Annotated in this window: 14 protein-coding genes; 13 read left to right on the plus strand and 1 reads right to left on the minus strand. The window is 68.6% G+C overall.

Going from position 1 to position 16,497, the window contains the following annotated elements; translation table 11 throughout:
* The first annotated feature begins 5 nt into the window (after positions 1 to 5).
* From C461_RS14265 to C461_RS14300, 8 genes are all read left to right on the plus strand, one after another.
* Positions 6 to 761, plus strand: a complete 756-nt coding sequence (locus C461_RS14265; RefSeq protein ID WP_008002428.1) for an adenosylcobinamide amidohydrolase — start codon at positions 6 to 8, stop codon at positions 759 to 761.
* On the plus strand, positions 758 to 1,513 hold the full coding sequence (locus C461_RS14270; RefSeq protein ID WP_008002431.1) for a cob(I)yrinic acid a,c-diamide adenosyltransferase: 756 nt from the start codon (positions 758 to 760) through the stop codon (positions 1,511 to 1,513). Before C461_RS14265 ends, C461_RS14270 begins: the two co-directional genes overlap by 4 nt.
* A 24-nt stretch (positions 1,514 to 1,537) precedes the next feature.
* Entirely contained in the window at positions 1,538 to 3,100 is a 1,563-nt protein-coding gene (locus C461_RS14275) for a cobyric acid synthase (RefSeq protein ID WP_008002433.1), read from the plus strand.
* A gap of 91 nt (positions 3,101 to 3,191) precedes the next feature.
* On the plus strand, positions 3,192 to 3,689 hold the full coding sequence (gene trxA / locus C461_RS14280) for a thioredoxin (RefSeq protein ID WP_008002435.1): 498 nt from the start codon (positions 3,192 to 3,194) through the stop codon (positions 3,687 to 3,689).
* Between the two features lie 224 nt (positions 3,690 to 3,913).
* Entirely contained in the window at positions 3,914 to 5,740 is a 1,827-nt protein-coding gene (locus C461_RS14285; protein WP_008002437.1) for a globin-coupled sensor protein, read from the plus strand.
* Between the two features lie 110 nt (positions 5,741 to 5,850).
* Entirely contained in the window at positions 5,851 to 7,191 is a 1,341-nt protein-coding gene (gene glmM / locus C461_RS14290; RefSeq protein ID WP_008002439.1) for a phosphoglucosamine mutase, read from the plus strand.
* 68 nt (positions 7,192 to 7,259) lie between these two features.
* Positions 7,260 to 7,928 carry an NADPH-dependent F420 reductase gene (npdG, locus tag C461_RS14295; protein WP_008002441.1) on the plus strand — a complete coding sequence of 223 codons (669 nt, stop codon included), beginning with the start codon at positions 7,260 to 7,262 and terminating at the stop codon, positions 7,926 to 7,928.
* A 56-nt stretch (positions 7,929 to 7,984) separates the two neighbouring features.
* Positions 7,985 to 8,827 (plus strand): polyprenyl synthetase family protein, encoded by an 843-nt coding sequence (locus C461_RS14300; protein WP_008002443.1) that lies wholly within the window; start codon positions 7,985 to 7,987, stop codon positions 8,825 to 8,827.
* A gap of 6 nt (positions 8,828 to 8,833) precedes the next feature.
* On the opposite strand, the gene C461_RS14305 is transcribed toward C461_RS14300, so the two are convergent.
* The gene (locus C461_RS14305) at positions 8,834 to 9,334 is read right to left on the minus strand and encodes a DUF7529 family protein (protein ID WP_008002444.1); all 501 of its coding nucleotides are present in this window, start codon (positions 9,332 to 9,334) and stop codon (positions 8,834 to 8,836) included.
* A 124-nt stretch (positions 9,335 to 9,458) separates the two neighbouring features.
* Between C461_RS14305 and C461_RS14310 the strand changes: the two genes are divergently transcribed.
* The 5 genes from C461_RS14310 (at position 9,459) to C461_RS14330 (ending at position 16,448) form a co-directional block, all read left to right on the plus strand.
* Entirely contained in the window at positions 9,459 to 12,182 is a 2,724-nt protein-coding gene (locus C461_RS14310) for an ABC transporter ATP-binding protein (RefSeq protein WP_049906714.1), read from the plus strand.
* A 220-nt stretch (positions 12,183 to 12,402) separates the two neighbouring features.
* A complete protein-coding gene (locus C461_RS14315) occupies positions 12,403 to 14,121 on the plus strand; it encodes an ABC transporter substrate-binding protein (RefSeq protein WP_049906716.1) in 1,719 nt (572 codons plus the stop codon).
* 27 nt (positions 14,122 to 14,148) lie between these two features.
* Entirely contained in the window at positions 14,149 to 15,168 is a 1,020-nt protein-coding gene (locus C461_RS14320; RefSeq protein ID WP_008002447.1) for an ABC transporter permease, read from the plus strand.
* Complete coding sequence (locus tag C461_RS14325) at positions 15,165 to 16,094, plus strand: ABC transporter permease (RefSeq protein ID WP_008002449.1); 930 nt, start codon at positions 15,165 to 15,167, stop codon at positions 16,092 to 16,094. Before C461_RS14320 ends, C461_RS14325 begins: the two co-directional genes overlap by 4 nt.
* Positions 16,095 to 16,097: 3 nt before the next feature.
* Positions 16,098 to 16,448 carry a DUF7268 family protein gene (locus C461_RS14330; RefSeq protein WP_008002451.1) on the plus strand — a complete coding sequence of 117 codons (351 nt, stop codon included), beginning with the start codon at positions 16,098 to 16,100 and terminating at the stop codon, positions 16,446 to 16,448.
* The last annotated feature ends 49 nt before the right edge of the window (positions 16,449 to 16,497 follow it).

A 16,497-nucleotide genomic window follows, 5' to 3' on the forward strand; every position in this document is an offset into this window, starting at 1 on the left:
CCCCGGTGCTCGAAGCGACCGTACGCGAGGGCGTCCTCCGCCTGCGACGGCCCGAGACGCGCTGGCTTTCGACCGGGTGGAACGGCGGTCGATCCCGGGGCGACGCGGTCTACAACGTCTCGGTGCCGGAGGGGTTCGCCCGGACCGACCTCGGCGCGTACCGCGACGAGCGGCTGGCGAGCGCCGGGTTCGGCGACGGGAAGCAGCGACCGACCGACGCCCCGCCGACGCTCTTCACCGGCGTCTCGATGGCGCACGCCCGCGGTGCGCGCTACGGCCCGGTCGTCGCGTACGCAACTGCTGGACTCTCGAACCCGGCGATGCTCCCGATGAACCCGGACGGCGGGGAACAGGCGAGCGTGCCCGAGGCGGCCGTTGCTGGTGCGACCGACGACGGGTCCTCGACGACCCCTCCCGGCACGGTCAACCTGATCGTCGCGACGACCCGGCGGCTCGCGCCCGGCGCCGCCGAGAATCTGGTTGCGGTCGCGGCCGAGGCGAAGGCGGCGACGCTCCTGCAAACGGCCGGCGTGCCGGGGACGACGAGCGACGCGATCGCCGTCGGCGACGACCCGACCGGGGAGCCGGCGGCGTTCTCCGGGAGCGCGACCCCCGTGGGCGCGGCGGCCCGCGTCTGCGTCCGCGACGCGGTGTGCGCGAGCCTGCGATCGCGGTACCCGAACGACGACTTGCCCGGCCCGGCCGGCGACGCCGAGTACGGCGTCGTCGCCGACGACCGGGCGGCGGTTTTCGAACTATGACACACGACAACGACACCACCGACGACACCCGCGACAGCACCGACAGCACAACCGACGGCGACACGGACGAGTCGGCCGCTGACGAGACCCGAACCCCCCGGACGCCCGGCGGCGGGTCGGCCCCCGAGCCGCAACCGATCGAGCCCGCCGCGCCCGAGGCGTTCGGGCTCGTGCAGGCGTGGTGGGGCGACGGGAAGGGGAAGACGACGGCAGCGATGGGGATGGGCTTCCGGGCCGCGGGTCACGGTTACCGCGTCCACATGCTCCAGTTCATGAAGGGCGGCGCCGACAGCGTCGAGGGGGTGCGCGGCGAGTACAACGCCATCGCGGCGATGCCGGGGTTCACCTACGAGAACGCCGGCCACTACGGCTGGCACGGGCTCCTCGACGGCTCCGAGAACGACGAGCACGAGGCGAAGGCCGCGGCCGCGTTCGAGCGCGCCGAGGAGCTCGTCGCGGGCGCGGCGGACGCGGACCTGACCGAGCCGCTCCCGCTCGACGGGGAGGCCGACGCGGGGGTTCACATGCTGATCCTCGACGAGCTGCTGTACGCCGCCGACCGCGGGCTCGTCGCTCCCGAGGACGTGGTCGCGCTCGTCGAGTCGAAACCCGAGGCGCTCGAACTCGTCCTCACCGGGAGCCACGCCGAGCCCGACTACCTCGACGGGGTCGCCGACCTGATCACGAACGTCCGGAAGGTGGCGCACCCGTTCGACGCGGGCCACCGCGCGCGCCGGGGCACGGAGTACTGAGCGGATGGCCCGACGACCTCAGCCGTGACGGAGACCGTATTGATCGCCGGCACCGCGAGCCACGCCGGGAAGAGCACGCTCGCGGCCGGGCTCTGTCGGCACCTCGCGCGGAACGGGGTCTCGGTCGCGCCGTTCAAGGCTCAGAACATGAGCAACAACGCGCGGGTCGCGATGGCCCCCGACGGGGAGTGGGGCGAAATCGGCGTCTCTCAGCACGTGCAGGCGCGGGCCGCCGGCGTCCCGGCGACGACCGATATGAACCCCGTGTTGCTCAAGCCCCGCGGCGGGGGCGAGAGCCAGATAGTCGTCGACGGCGAGGCGGTCGCCCACGTCGCGGCCGGCGAGTACTACGAGTCGCACTGGGAGGCCGCCCGCGAGGCCGCTATCGCGGCGCACCGTCGGCTGGCGGCCGATCACGACGTGATCGTCGCGGAGGGGGCGGGGAGCATCGCCGAGATCAACCTCCACGACCGCGACCTGGCGAACGTCGAGTGCGCGCGATTCGCCGACGCGAAGATCTTGATAGCCGTCGACATCGAGCGCGGCGGCGCGTTCGCGAGCCTCTACGGGACGCTCGCGCTGCTTCCCGACGATATCCGCGACCGGGTCGCCGGGGCGGTCATCACGAAGTTCCGCGGCGACGCCGCGCTCCTCGATCCCGGCATCGCGGAGATCGAGGCGAAAACGGGCGTCCCGATCGTCGGCGTCGTCCCGCACGACGACCCCGGACTCCCCGCGGAGGACAGCCTCTCGCTGCCGGAACGGGCCGCCGCCGACGGAGATCCGACGACGGCGACCGAACTCGGCGCGGACGACGGCGTCCCCGACGACGAGGCAGTTCGTATCGCCGTGCCGCGGCTCCCGCACATCTCGAATTTCACCGACGTGGAACCGCTGGCGCGGGAGTGGGGCGTCCGCGTGGCGTACGTCCCGCTCGATTCGGGGCTCGCCGGCGCCGACGCGGTCGTGCTCCCCGGATCGAAAAACACCGTCGACGACCTGTTGGCGCTGCGGGAGGCCGGATTCGACGAGACGCTCCGGGCGTTCGACGGCCCCGTCGTCGGGCTCTGCGGCGGGTACCAGCTGCTCGGCGAGCGGCTCACCGGGGCGGACGTCGAGGGAACCGGGTCGGCGTCGACGGTCGCGGGAATCGGCGTGCTCCCGGTCGAGACGCGCTTTACCACCGACAAGCGCGTGGAGCGCGTGACGCGAACTGTCGAGGGCGTCGGCCCCATCGCTGGCGCGAGCGGGACCGCGACCGGCTACGAGATCCACGCGGGGCGGTCGTCGCCGACCGATCGCGTCGCCCGTCCCCTCGGCCCCGAAAGCGCGTCGACAGACCGCGTCCTCGGGACGTACCTCCATGGACTGTTCGAGAACGAGAGCGTTCGAGACGCCTTCGTGGAGACGGCGTTCGAGGCGTCCGGGAAGTCCCGCCCGGCGCCGCGAGGGGAGAGAGCGGAGACGTCCCGGGAGGACCGATCCCCGTACGATCGGGCCGCGGACCTCGTCGCCGACAACGTCGATCTCGCGTCGCTCGACGGCCTCGATGCCCTCGACGCCCCCGACATCGCAGATCCCGACTGAGACGGCGCCGGATCGGGTGTCGCCCGCCCCGCGGCTTCGGAGACGTGCTTCGGACGGAAACTATATTGTTTGCTAGGCCCAATACTCCTGTATGAGCGACAGTGCAGAGCCGACGAGCGGGACGGAATCGGCCTCGGGAGCCCAGAGCGAACGAGAGCGGATCCGCGAACGCAAACTCGCGGAGCTCCGCGACCGGCTCGACGGCGACGGGGAGCCGATCGGCGAAGGCGGTTCGGAGACGGACGACGCGGCGGCCGCGACGGCGACGCCGTCGGAGCCGATCCACGTCGGTGGCCCCGAGGAGTTCCGGCGCGTCATCGCCGACAACGACGTCGTCCTCGTGGACTGTTACGCCGACTGGTGCGGCCCGTGTCAGATGATGGAGCCCACCATCCAGGCGCTCGCGAGCGAGACGGGCGCCGCCGTGGCGAAGGTCGACGTCGACGCCAACCCCCAGATCGCCCAGCAGCTCGGCGCGCGGAGCATCCCCACGCTCCTCTTGTACGCCGACGGCGAGGCGGTCGACCGGTTCGTCGGCGCGCAGGACCGGGCGACTCTCGAATCGGCGATCGCGAGCCACACGGTCTGAGGTCGACAGACGGCGTCGTGCCGCTCGCGACGCCCGAGGCCCTCGGTCGTCTGGTCGGGCCGTATCGCGCCGGGCCGCACCGCGCTGCATCACACCGCGCCGGGCCGCACCGCGCTGGCCGCACGCCGATCGCGCCGGATCGCACCACGGAAGCGGGACGTGCAGTTATTATTTCTGCGAGCCGGCGGCGAGGGGTTATAACGGCCGATTGGTTCCCCACTGCCATGTCATCGCGCTCTACGTACGGCCGCCGAGATTTTGGTCAGGGAGGCTTAAACGACGGGCTTGACGTTTCAGCGCTCGTCGACGAGGTCGGTCTCGACGGCGACGAGATCGACTGGCGCAAGGAGTTCGTCGGATTCGACGACGAGGACGTACGGCGGTTGAGTCGGTACGAGGAGGCGTTCGCGGACAACGCCGACCGGATCGCGGCGGATTTCTACGAGAACCTCACCGACCACGAGCAGACCGCCGAGATAATCGGTCGCTCCGAGAAGGGAGTCGAGCAGCTCAAACAGACTCAGTCGGCGTATCTCATGACGCTCGCAGCCGGGGACTACGGGACCGAGTACTTCGAGGACCGCGCCCGGATCGGCAAGATACACGACCTGCTGGAGATGCCGATGAAACACTACCTCGGCCAGTACGGCGTCTACTACGACCTGATCTTGCCGCTGGTCGGCGACCGGCTCGTGGAGTCGCTCACGGAGCGAGTGACCGACGAGATCAGCGCCGGATCCCGCGAACGCGACGGCAGCGGAGACTCGACCGCGGACGATCGCGACGCGATCGAAGCCGCGGTCGAGGCCGAAGTCGACGACGCGATCGCGGACATCCTCTCGATCCTCCGGATCGTGAACCTCGACATGCAGGTCGTCACAGACACGTACATCCACTCGTACAGTCAGAAGCTCGAAGACGCGGTCGACCGCAACGAGCGGCTGATGCGAGAGGTCCGAGGAGAAGTCCAAGACCCGATAGACGACCTACAGGCGTCCGCCGGGGACGTCGCAGACAGCGCCGCCGCGATCAGCGGTACGTCCGAAGCGCAGTCGGACCGGATCGACGAGATCGCCACGGAGGTAGCGAACCTCTCGGCGACCGTCGAAGAGGTGGCGTCGACCGCCGACGAGGTCGGGCGAGCGAGCGGGCGCGCGGAATCGCTCGCGACCGACGGGACGGACGCGGCCGACGCCGCCGCCGACGTGATGGACGACATCGGCACCGCCGTCGACACGGTGGCCGACGACGTTGGAGCCCTCCAAGATCGGGTGGGCGAGATCGATGAGTTCGTCGACGCGATAAACGGGATCGCCGACCAGACGAACCTGCTCGCGCTCAACGCCTCCATCGAGGCCGCGCGCGCCGGCGAGGCCGGGGCCGGATTCGGCGTGGTCGCCGACGAGATCAAGTCACTCGCGGAGGAGTCACAGCGGCACGCGAGCGACATCGAGTCGATGGTCGACGCGATCCAGGCGGACACCGAGGAGACCGCCGAGAGCCTCGCCGAGACGACGGAACGCGTCGACGACGGGATCGAACGGGTGCAGGACGCGATGCAGAGTCTGACCGACATCGCCGAGGCGGTGACGGAGACCGCGGACGGCATCGACGAGGTCGCGGACGTGACCGACGAGCAGGCGGCCGCCGCCGAGGAAATCGCCGCCACGGTCGACGAGGTTGTCCACCAGTCGAACCGCGTCACGGCGGAGATACAGGACCTGGCGGCCGCCAACGAGGAGCAGGCGGCGATGATCGACGAGGTCGAGGCGGCCGTCAGTCGCCTCGCGAACGACGGTGCCCGGGACGACCGAGAGACGACGGGTGGCGGATCGTCGGTCGGCGGCGGATCGTCGGCCGGCAGCGGATCGTCGGCCGGCGGCGGAGGGATGAACGAACGCGAGACGCGCGAGCGCGTCCCCGGCCCGGACGATCTCCCCGAGGAGATCCCGTCGTTCGTGGCCGAAACGCTGTCGGACGAACAGCGTCGGGCGATCGCCGACGGGGAGCTAACACCGGAGCACGTGTCGCGACCGGACGGCGGGAGATAGCCGAACGACTCGCGACGGCTTGGCGACGGGAAGACGGGACGACGCCCGGTCACCGCCTGGGCGTCGGATGCGGCCGGTCTTTTAATACGCCGATGCGACAGTATACAACTATGTTCGGAACCAGCGGCGTGCGCGGACCGATCGGAGAGACGGTGACCGCGGCGCTCGCGCTCGATATCGCTCGGGCGGTGGCCGTCGACGCCGACCGGATCGTGGTCGGTCGAGACGCCCGGGACTCGGGACGCGCGCTCGTCGACGCGGTCGCGGCGGGCGCGGTCGAGTGCGGCGTCGACGTGATCGACCTCGGCGTCGCGGCGACCCCGACCGTCGCGCGAGCGATCGCGGCCCGCGGCGCCGACGCCGGGGTCGTCGTCACCGCCTCGCACAACCCGCCGACGGACAACGGGATCAAGCTCTGGACCCCCTCCGGACAGGCGTTCGACACGGCCGAACAGGACGAGATCGAGCGACGCATCGCGGCCGACGAGGTCCCGTTCGCTGCGTGGGACGGTCACGGGACCCGGTCCGCGTGGGACGGCGCCACGGCGGCCCACCGCGAGGCCCTCGTGGACGCGGGGCGGCGATGGACGGAAACTGATGTCGCCTCCCTCGACGGACTCTCTGTAGCCGTCGACGTCGGCAACGGGACCGGCGGTGTCACCGCCGACGCGCTCTACGACCTCGGCGCTGCGGTCACAACCCTCAACGCCCAGCCGGACGGTCGGTTCCCGGCGCGGCCAAGCGAGCCGACCGCGGAGACGTGTCGCGGGCTGGTGGAGCACGTCGCGGGCACCGGCGCCGACCTCGGGATCGCCCATGACGGCGACGCAGATCGGATGATGGCCGTGACGGGCGACGGGACGTTCGTCTCCGGCGACGAGCTGTTGGCGGTGTTCGGCGCGGAGGCGGCCGGCGAAGGCGAACTGATCGCCGCGCCGGTCGACACGAGCCTCGCGGTCGACGACGCGCTGGCCGAGTTCGGCGCCGGCGTGGTCCGCACCCGAGTCGGCGACGTGTACGTCGCCGAGCGAACCCGTGAGGAGGGCGTCGTCTTCGGCGGCGAGCCCTCCGGCGCGTGGATCTTCCCGGACGAAACCCGGTGTCCCGACGGTCCCCTCGCGGCGGTCGTGCTCGCCGCCCTCGCCGCGGAACGCCCTCTCGCCGATCGCGTCGCAGACGTACCGGACTACCCGATCCGGCGGGAGACGGTCGAGACGGACGAGAAGGACGCCGCGATGGCGGCGATCACCGACCGCGTCCGCGCGTCGTACGACGACGTCAGCGAGATCGACGGCGTCCGAGTGGGGGTCGACGACGGCTGGTTCCTCCTCCGCGCGTCGGGGACGCAGCCGCTGATCCGACTGACTGCGGAGGCGCGCGACCCCGAGCGGGCGGACGAGATTCTCGCCGCCGCTCGAGATCTCGTCGCCGACGCGGTCGGGGAGCGGTGAGCGGGTCTGACGGTGGCGAGGACGGCCGGTCACGCAACCCCTAAGGTCGGAGCGACCGGACGGATCCCATGAAGATCGCGATACTCGGCGGCACCGGCGACATCGGCGAGGGACTCGCGCTCCGGCTCGCAGCGGACACGCGACACCGGATCCGGATCGGCTCGCGGGACGCCGAGAAGGCGGAGACCAAAGCCGAGGAGTACACCACGGAACTCGAGAGCCGCGGGAACGACGCCGTAGTCGAAGGGTTCGAGAACGCGACCGCGGCCGCCGAGGCCAAAGTCGTCGTGCTCGCGGTGCCGCCGTATCACGTCGGCGACACCGTCGAGGCGGTCGCGGACGTCCTAGAGGCGGGTGACGTGCTCGTCTCGCCCGCGACGGGGATGAAACGCGACGACGACGGATTCCACTACCACAAGCCCGGCGCCGGCTCGGTGACTCGGATCGTCGCGGACGCGGCGCCCGAGGGCGTCGACGTCGTCGGCGCGTTCCACAACCTCGCGGCCGCTCGCCTCGCGAACCTCGACGCCGACCTCGGCATCGACACCCTCGTCATCGGCGACGACGAGGACGCGAAACGCACGGTGACGGACGTCGCCGAGGGGATCGAGGGGCTCCGCGCGCTCGACGCCGGCGGAATCGCCAACGCGCCCGAAATCGAGGCGCTCACACCGCTTTTGATCAACGTCGCGAACAACAACGACAGGCTCCACGACCTCGGCGTTCGGTTCGAGTGAGGACTGCGACCTCCGTTCCGTTAGGCCTTTGCGCGACGGGACCGTCCGGTCAGTAGATGGAGTACCTGGAGCGCCGGGTCGCGCTGGTCGAGGACCGGTTGGAAGCCGTGATCGACGAGGTCGAACCCGACGAGCTGTCCGAGGAGGTCGGTCACGTCGTCCTCGCCGGCGGGAAGCGCGTTCGCCCCGCGGTGACGATCCTCGCCTGCGAGGCGTTCGACGGCGACCCCGCCGACGCCGTCGACTTCGCGGCCGGTATCGAATTCGTCCACAACGCCTCGCTCGTGATCGACGACATCATCGACCGCTCCGAGGTCCGTCGCGGAACCCCGTCCGCGTGGGCCGAATTCGGCTATGGCCCGGCGATCGTCACGAGCGACGGGCTTCTCGGCGAGGCGTTCGCCCTCTTTTCGTCGGAGCCCCGCGCGATGCGGACCGTCGCCGAGGCGATGGTCGAACTCGGCGAGGGAGAGGCCACGGAGCTGGCCGCTCGCCCCACCACCGAAGCCGAGTACATGGAGCTGGCGCGCCGGAAGACCGGCGCGCTGTTCCGGGCGGCCGCCGAACTCGGCGCGGTCGCCGGCGGCGCCGACCCTCACGCGATAGACTCGTTCGGCGAGTACGCGGAGCGCGTCGGCGTCGCCTTCCAGATGCGCGACGACGTGCTCGACGCGACGGCCGACGCCGACGACCTCGGCAAGCCGACCGGTCAGGACGCGGAGATGGACCGGCCGTCCGTGCTGCAGGTCACCTCGCTGTCGCCCGACGAGATCGACGAGCGGGCGCGCGAGCAGTCGGAACTCGCGCTCGCCGCGCTCGACGACGCCGACCCGCCGGAGACGGAGGCGATCGAGTACCTCCGCGATCTGGCGGAGTTCGTCGTCGTTCGGAAGCGGTAGTCCCGTCTACGCGTCGTTAACGTCTTGCGGCGGGAACAGCGGCGTCGGGTCCTCGTGATCGAACTCGACGCGCTCGTCTCCGGAGAGGGCGTGACAGTAGGTCGTCATCGCGTCGCCGGCCCGGACGCGATTGAGCATGCGGTCGGCCTCGGCCACCCGGTAGTAGAGCGGGAGACAGAGGACCGTCTCCGCCACGGTCGCCCGGAACACGAGCGTCAGGTAGACGATCCCGTTCTCGTGTGCGCGAAACGCCTCGAACTCGTCGAACTCGACCGCGTCGACCAGTTCGGTGAGCCGGTCGAACTCCTCGCCCGACAGCAGCACGTCAAGCCCGACCTTCTCGTCGACGGAGTCGCCCGGCGCGGGAACCGGAACGACGTCGCCGGGGACGGGGGCGAACGCCGTCCAGCCGCGGTCCCGGTACTCCTCGGCCGTCGCGCGGCATTCGTCGATGACCGTGGTCCACGCGCCGTCCTCGTCAGCAAGCGGATGCTCTTCGACGTCCATGCACGGCGTAGGCGGGCGGCGGCGGGTAAAGGTTCCTCCCGAAGGCGACCTCGGTCGTCCGTCTCGCCGCGTCCGGGATCACTGAAGCCAAAAGTATTTCCATTGAGGACCGGAACCTCGGCGCATGCCTCCTCTACTCTCCATCTCCGATCTCCGGACTCAGTTCTCGACGGACCGGGGACAAGTGAAGGCGGTCGACGGGATGGACCTCGAGATCCGCGAAGGCGAAACGGTCGGCCTCGTTGGCGAATCGGGCTCCGGGAAGAGCGTCACGGCGCTGTCTGCGATGGGGCTCGTCGACGATCCCGGTGAGATCGTCGACGGGACCGTGGAACTGACCGACGACCGGATCGCCGACGAGCTGCGCGACCGATACGGCGCCGTGGACTTCGTCGACGGCGACACGATCGACCTCACCGCCGCGCCCGAGGAAGCCCTCCGTCTCGTGCGCGGTCGGGAGGTCAGCATGATTTTCCAAGACCCGATGACGTCGCTGAACCCGTCGGTGACGGTCGGCGAGCAGGTCGCAGAGAGTCTCAGGCTTCACCAGTACGGCGGGCGACGCAAGGACTCGTGGTTCAACGCGGTCCGTGAGATCCTTCCGAAGATCAGCCGCGACGTCGACGAGTCGGTCCGACAGGAGACGCTGGAAGTGCTTGAGGACGTCGGCATCCCGGAGCCCGGAGCACGGATCGACGAGTACCCCCACGAGTTCTCCGGCGGAATGCGCCAGCGCGTGCTCATCGCTATCGCACTGGCCTGCCAGCCCGAACTCCTCGTCGCTGACGAGCCGACGACCGCGCTCGACGTCACCATCCAGGCGCAGATCCTCGATCTGATAGACGGTCTCCAAGAGGAGCTCGGGATGTCGATGCTGATGATCACTCACGACCTCGGCGTCGTCGCCGAGACGTGCGACCGCGTCGCGGTGATGTACGCCGGCGAAATCGTCGAGGAAGGGCCGGTCGAGGAGATTTTCGGCAACCCCTCGCACCCGTACACCTACACGCTGTTGGAGTCGCTACCGACCGAGGACAAAGAGCGGCTCACGCCGATCGAGGGGAACGTCCCCGACCTCATCGATATGCCCGAGGGGTGCCACTTCGCCCCGCGGTGCCCGTGGGCCACCGAGGAGTGTACGAGCGGTGAGATACCCTACCTCCAGCACGGCGCCGAGGACGTCGACCACCGTTCGAAGTGTATCATGGAGTCGTTCGACGAGGACGAGTACGGCGCCGACGAACCGGTCGGGGACGGACGGAGCCGGTCGATCGGCGAGCCACTCGTCGAAGTCGACGGACTTCGGAAATACTACGACCAAGCCGACGGCGTGCTCGACCGGTACCTCGGCGGCGACGATCGCAGCGTGAAAGCGGTCGACGGGGTCGATTTCACGATCAACCGCGGCGAGACGCTCGGGCTCGTCGGCGAGTCCGGCTGCGGCAAGTCGACGGCCGGCCGCGCGTTGTTACACCTCACCGAGCCGACCGACGGCCGCGTGGTGTTTGCTGGGACGGATCTCACCGAACTCGACGGATCGGCGCTGCGAGAGACGCGGAAGGACCTCCAGATGATCTTCCAAGATCCCCTCTCCTCTCTCGACCCGCGCCAGACGGTCGGCCAGACGATCCGCGAGCCGCTGGCGATCCACGACCTGCCCGAGACCGATCCAGACGTGACCGCCGAAGTCGAGCTGGCGGTCTCCGGTATCGCCCGCGACCGGGTCGACGTGACCGTCGACGAGGAGATCGACGCCGTCGTCGGTTCGGGCGACGGCGTGGCCACGGCCCACGTCGACGTGATCGTCACCGGCGACGAGGTCGACGTCACCGTGCGCGAGCATCTCGGCGTTGAAGGGACCGTCGACCGCACCGACACCGGCGGCATCGAGCGGGTTTCGATCACCGTCTCGGCCGGGGAGACCGATCGACTCCGGCGGCGGCGGCGCGTCAGGCAACTGCTCGAAGCCGTCGGGCTCGAAGTCGGTCAATACGACCGATACCCCCACGAACTGTCTGGCGGGCAGCGCCAACGGGTCGGGATCGCCCGCGCGCTCGCTGTCGACCCCGAATTTATCGTCTGTGACGAGCCGGTCTCGGCGCTCGACGTGAGCGTGCAGGCGCAGATACTCAACCTGATGGAGGATCTCCAAGACCGCTTCGACCTCACCTACCTGTTCATCGCACACGACCTCTCCGTCGTGCGCCACATCTCCGACCGCGTCGCCGTGATGTACCTCGGCGAAATCGTCGAGGTGGCGGCGACCGACGAGCTGTTCGCCGACCCCCAGCATCCGTACACGCAGGCGCTGCTCTCCGCGATCCCGGAGCCGGATCCGACCGTCGACGCGGACGACCGAATCATCCTCGAAGGAGACGTGCCGTCACCGATCGATCCGCCCTCGGGGTGCCACTTCCGGACCCGGTGTCCGAAGGTGATCCCGCCGGCAGACCTCGACATCGATCAGGCGACGTACCGGGACGTGATGGACTTCCGGCAGCGGGTCGAGCGGCGGGCGATCGACGTCGAAACGGCGCTGGAGGCGGCCGGCGGACCGAGCGCCGGAGCCGTGGCCGACGGGGGGACCGCGTCCTCCGCGGCCGGCGACACACCCGTCGACGAGGCCGTTTCGACGGCGGCCGTCGAAGCGGTCCGCGAGTCCCAGTTCGACCGCGATCTGACCGGGCGGGCAGCGGAGACGGTCGATCGCGCCATTCGGCTGGTGGTCGAAGACGAGTGGGAAAAAGCGGAGGCGACCCTCCGTGAGACGTTCGAGAGCGTCTGCGAGCGCGAGGAACCCTCGCTCTCGGACGAGGATCATCCGGCGGCGTGTCACCTGCTCGATTGAGGTGTGACCGAGGCCGTCGAGACAGTTCCGTAAGCGGCCGCGCGTCGGAGAGTGGTTCGCGGGCGAGTTCCCAGATCCCCGCGGTACTGATTTAAAAAGCGAGGGGATTTGGCGGCGTACAGTGTTGGGATCCGAACTGCCTCGGCCAGGCGCGTCGGGATCGAATAATTCCGCCCGGTCGTTCGGTAGGTTTATACATATAAGTGCTCACGTCGGATCTATGTCATCCCGTGACGAAAGCGTTTCACGACGGAAGTTCCTCGGTGCCGCCGGTGGTGCCGCAGTGACGGTCGGACTCGCCGGCTGTTCCGGAAACGGCGGGGGCGGAGACGACGGAAGCGGCGACGGGAGCGGTGACGACGGAAGCGGCGACGGGAGCGGTGACGGCGGAAGCGACGACACCAGCCTGCTCCGCTACGGCCGCGGAAGCCACTCGGCGACCCTCGATTTCCAGAACAGCACGAGCGGCGAGGTCGCGAAGGTGACCGAACAGATCTACGACACCCTCATCAACTTCGAGCCCGGTGCGTCCACGCTCACCGACGGCCTCGCTTCGGACTACTCACTCGACGGTGAGACGGCGTCGCTCACGCTGAAGGAAGGCGTCACCTTCCACAACGGCGAGGAGTTCACCGCGCAGGACTTCGTGGCGACGTACCGCCGGTTCGTCGACTCGGAGTACGAGCACTACGCCGGCGACGACTACGTCTCGGCGTACGGACCCTTTACGCTCGGGTCTTGGATCGACGAGATCCAAGTCGACGGGGACTACGAGCTGACGATTCAGCTCACGCAGACGTACGCGCCGTTCCTGCGTAACCTCGCGATGTTCGCGGCTGCGGTCCACTCCGAGGCCGCCATCGAGGAGTTCGGTACCGATCTTTCGGAGAACGCGGTCGGGACCGGGCCGTTCGAACTCGACACCCTCGACGACTCCAACGAGCAGATCCGGCTCACCGCGTACGACGACTACTGGGGAGACGGTCCGGAGGTCGACGAGGCTGTCTTCGTCACCGTCGGCGAGAACTCTACGCGGGCGCAGTCGCTCGCGAGCGGCGAACTCGACATCATCGACGGGATCGGCGCACAATCCTCCCAGCAGGTCGAGGGAACCGACGGCGTCGAACTCGTCCGGACCGAGGGGATCAACATCGGCTACATGGCGTTCAACATCGCGGCGGTTGAGGAGTTCCAGGACCGTCGCGTCCGGCAGGCCGTGAGCTACGCGATCAACACGGAAGCGATCGTGAACGAGATCTACTCCGGGTTCGCGACGGAGGCCAGCCAGCCGCTCCCGCCGAACGTGATGGGTCACAACGACGACCTCGACCCGTACCCGTACGACCCGGACGAGGCGCAGAGCCTACTGGAGGAGGCCGGTTACGGCGACGGCTTCTCGTTCGAACTGGCGACGTTCCAGAACCCCCGCGGGTACAACCCCTCGCCGATCCAGACGGCAGAGACGGTCGCGTCCAACCTCGGCGAGGTCGGCATCGAGGTCGAGATCAATCAACAGTCGTTCGCACCGTTCCTTGAGTACACCGCGCAGGGGCGTCACGACGCGTGTTTCCTTGGTTGGTACACCGACAACGCCGACCCGGACAACTTCGCGTACGTCCTCCTCCACCCGCAGGTTGAGGAGAGCGAACTCACGGAGGGACAGGACTGGGTGAGCTTCGACGCCGAAGGGTACAACACGAGTAACCGCTCGGCCTGGGCGAACCAGGAGTACATGGACCTCGTTGAGGAGGGGCAGCGGACGACCGCAGAGAGTGACCGCGCAGACCTGTACAACCAGGCCATGGAGATCGCTCACGACGAGGCTCCGTGGGTGTACCTAGACTACGCCGAGGAGCTCCGCGGCGTCGCTGACCGAGTCAGTGGCTTCCAGATCGCCGCCATCAGCGGTCCGTATCTGAACCTGGTCTCGCTGGAGTAGTCGAGCGAACCCAGTACCACTCTCTCGATGTTTCCAAAGCGATTCGTACTCAAGCGGCTGCTGTTGCTCGTTCCGGTGTTAATCGGAGTGGCGACGCTCGTCTTCTCTATCCTCCATCTCTCGCCGGGCGACCCGGCGTTGACGATCGCCGGGGAGCGTGCGAGCCAGGAGTTCGTCGAACGGATTCGGGCCGATCTCGGGCTCAACGACCCGATCTGGGTGCAGTACATCGACTTCCTCGGCAACGTCGCGCGGTTCGACTTCGGCGAGTCGTACGTTATCAACCGGAACACGACGGTTCGAGAAGTGCTCTCGAACACGCTGCCGGTGACCCTCGAACTGGCGCTGTACGGCCAGCTGTTCGGGATTCTGTTCGGGATCCCGCTCGGGGTATTGAGCGCCGTCAAACAGGACACGATCACCGACCATGCCACCCGCGTCGGCGCGTTAGCCGGAATCAGCGTCCCGATCTTCTGGAGCGGTCCGCTGCTGATCCTGCTGTTCGCACAGGTGCTTGGCGTGTTCCCGACGAGCGGTCGGATCTCCTCGTCGTTCAGCGTCTCCGCGATTCGGGTCACCGGAATGGTGACCATCGACACGCTGATCGCCGGCGAGTGGGACATGTTCCGGTCAGCGGTCAGGCACATGCTGTTGCCGTCGCTGGTGATCGGTATCTACTCCATGGCGCTGATTTCGCGGATGATGCGCTCGTCGATGCTGGAGGTCGTCAGGCAAGATTACATGCGGACGGCCCGGGCCAAGGGCCAGGGGGCCAAAATCACGATTTTGAAACACGGGTTTCGTAACGCGCTGATCCCGGTTATCACGATTATCGGGATCCAGTTCGGCGGGCTGCTCGGCGGCGCAGTCCTCACCGAGACCGTGTTCGCGATCGGCGGGATCGGGACCCTGCTCGTCGAAGCGATCGAGGTCGGCGACTACCCGATTGTTCAAGGAACGGTGTTGACGTTCGCGTTCCTGTTCACGCTGGTGAACCTCGTCGTCGACATCACGTACTCGTATCTCGATCCGAGGATCCAACAATGAGCACCGAAACACTCACCGACGGCGACGGGCAGACGACGAGCCGCGGGCTCGTCGACCGCGTCCGCGCCTCGCCGTTTCTCTCACGGCTGCTGTCGAACCGACTCGCGCTAGCGGGACTCGCGATCATCGTCGCGATGGTCGTGATCGCGATATACGCCCGCCTGACGCTCGATCTGGACGTCATCTCCCGGTCCCAGCTCGGTACTAATCCGAACCGGGCGGCGCCGAACCTCGAGTACCCGTTCGGCACCGACGGTCAGGCGCGTGACCTCGTCCCCCGCGTCGCCTACGGTGCGTGGTACGCGATGCTGTTCGGAACGGTGACGGTCGGCGCGTCGACGGTACTGGGCGTCGGGCTCGGGATCGTGGCCGCCTACTACGGCGACATCACCGACAACGTGATCATGCGGACGATGGACGTGTTGTTGGCGTTCCCGTCGCTTCTCTTGGCGCTCGCGCTCGTCTCCATCTTCCCGGACTCGCTCGGGCTGTGGCGAGCCGTCGCGGCTCTGACGTTGGTTTACACGCCCCGGTTCGCTCGGGTCGTTCGCGGGGCCGCGCTCACAGTGTTGGAGAACGAGTACATCGACGCCACCGTCGCGCTCGGCGCCGCGGATCCGCGGGTGCTCGTGAGACACGTGCTCCCGAACTGTCTGGCTCCGATCACCGTCCAGTCGACGCTGAACTTCGGTTTAGCGATCATCGACCTGGCCGCCCTGTCGTTCCTCGGGTTCGGCGCCTCGGCGGGGACTCCGTCGTGGGGGCTCATGCTCTCGAACGGAGTGAGTCAGGGACTTCTCACCGGCGTCTGGTGGTGGTCCTTCTTCCCCGGGTTGTTCCTCGCGCTGACCGTTCTTGGGTTCAACCTGCTCGGCGACGGGATGCGTGACGCCCTCGATCCGCGGATGCGTGAGGCGGTCGACTGACCGATGCCGGAGCTGTCGGCCATCCGCGAGCGCGGGCGGCTCGTCGCTGGCGGTGCCGTCGTCGGCGGAATTGCGACACCGCTTCTCATGGTCGGACTAGTCGTCGCCGCGGGAACCCCACCGATGGCCGCCGCTGAGACGGCGTTCGCGTTCGGCGGGCTCTGGTTCGGGTTCGGACTTCTCGGTTGGGCCGGCTCCGTCGCGTCGGGGCGAGCGGTCGAGGCCGCACAGGAGCATCTCGAGACAGGCACCGAGTGGACCGAGCGTCGGTCGCGCCGCGCGATGGCACGAATCGGCGGGTTCGGAGGCGGAACCATGGTCTCAGCTGCAGTCCTCGGAACCATCGTCGGATAATTTCTGTTCTCCGTCAAAAAGGAACGACGGGATGGCCGCGGGACACAGA

This window comes from Halorubrum aidingense JCM 13560, assembly GCF_000336995.1.
Classification (GTDB): domain Archaea; phylum Halobacteriota; class Halobacteria; order Halobacteriales; family Haloferacaceae; genus Halorubrum; species Halorubrum aidingense.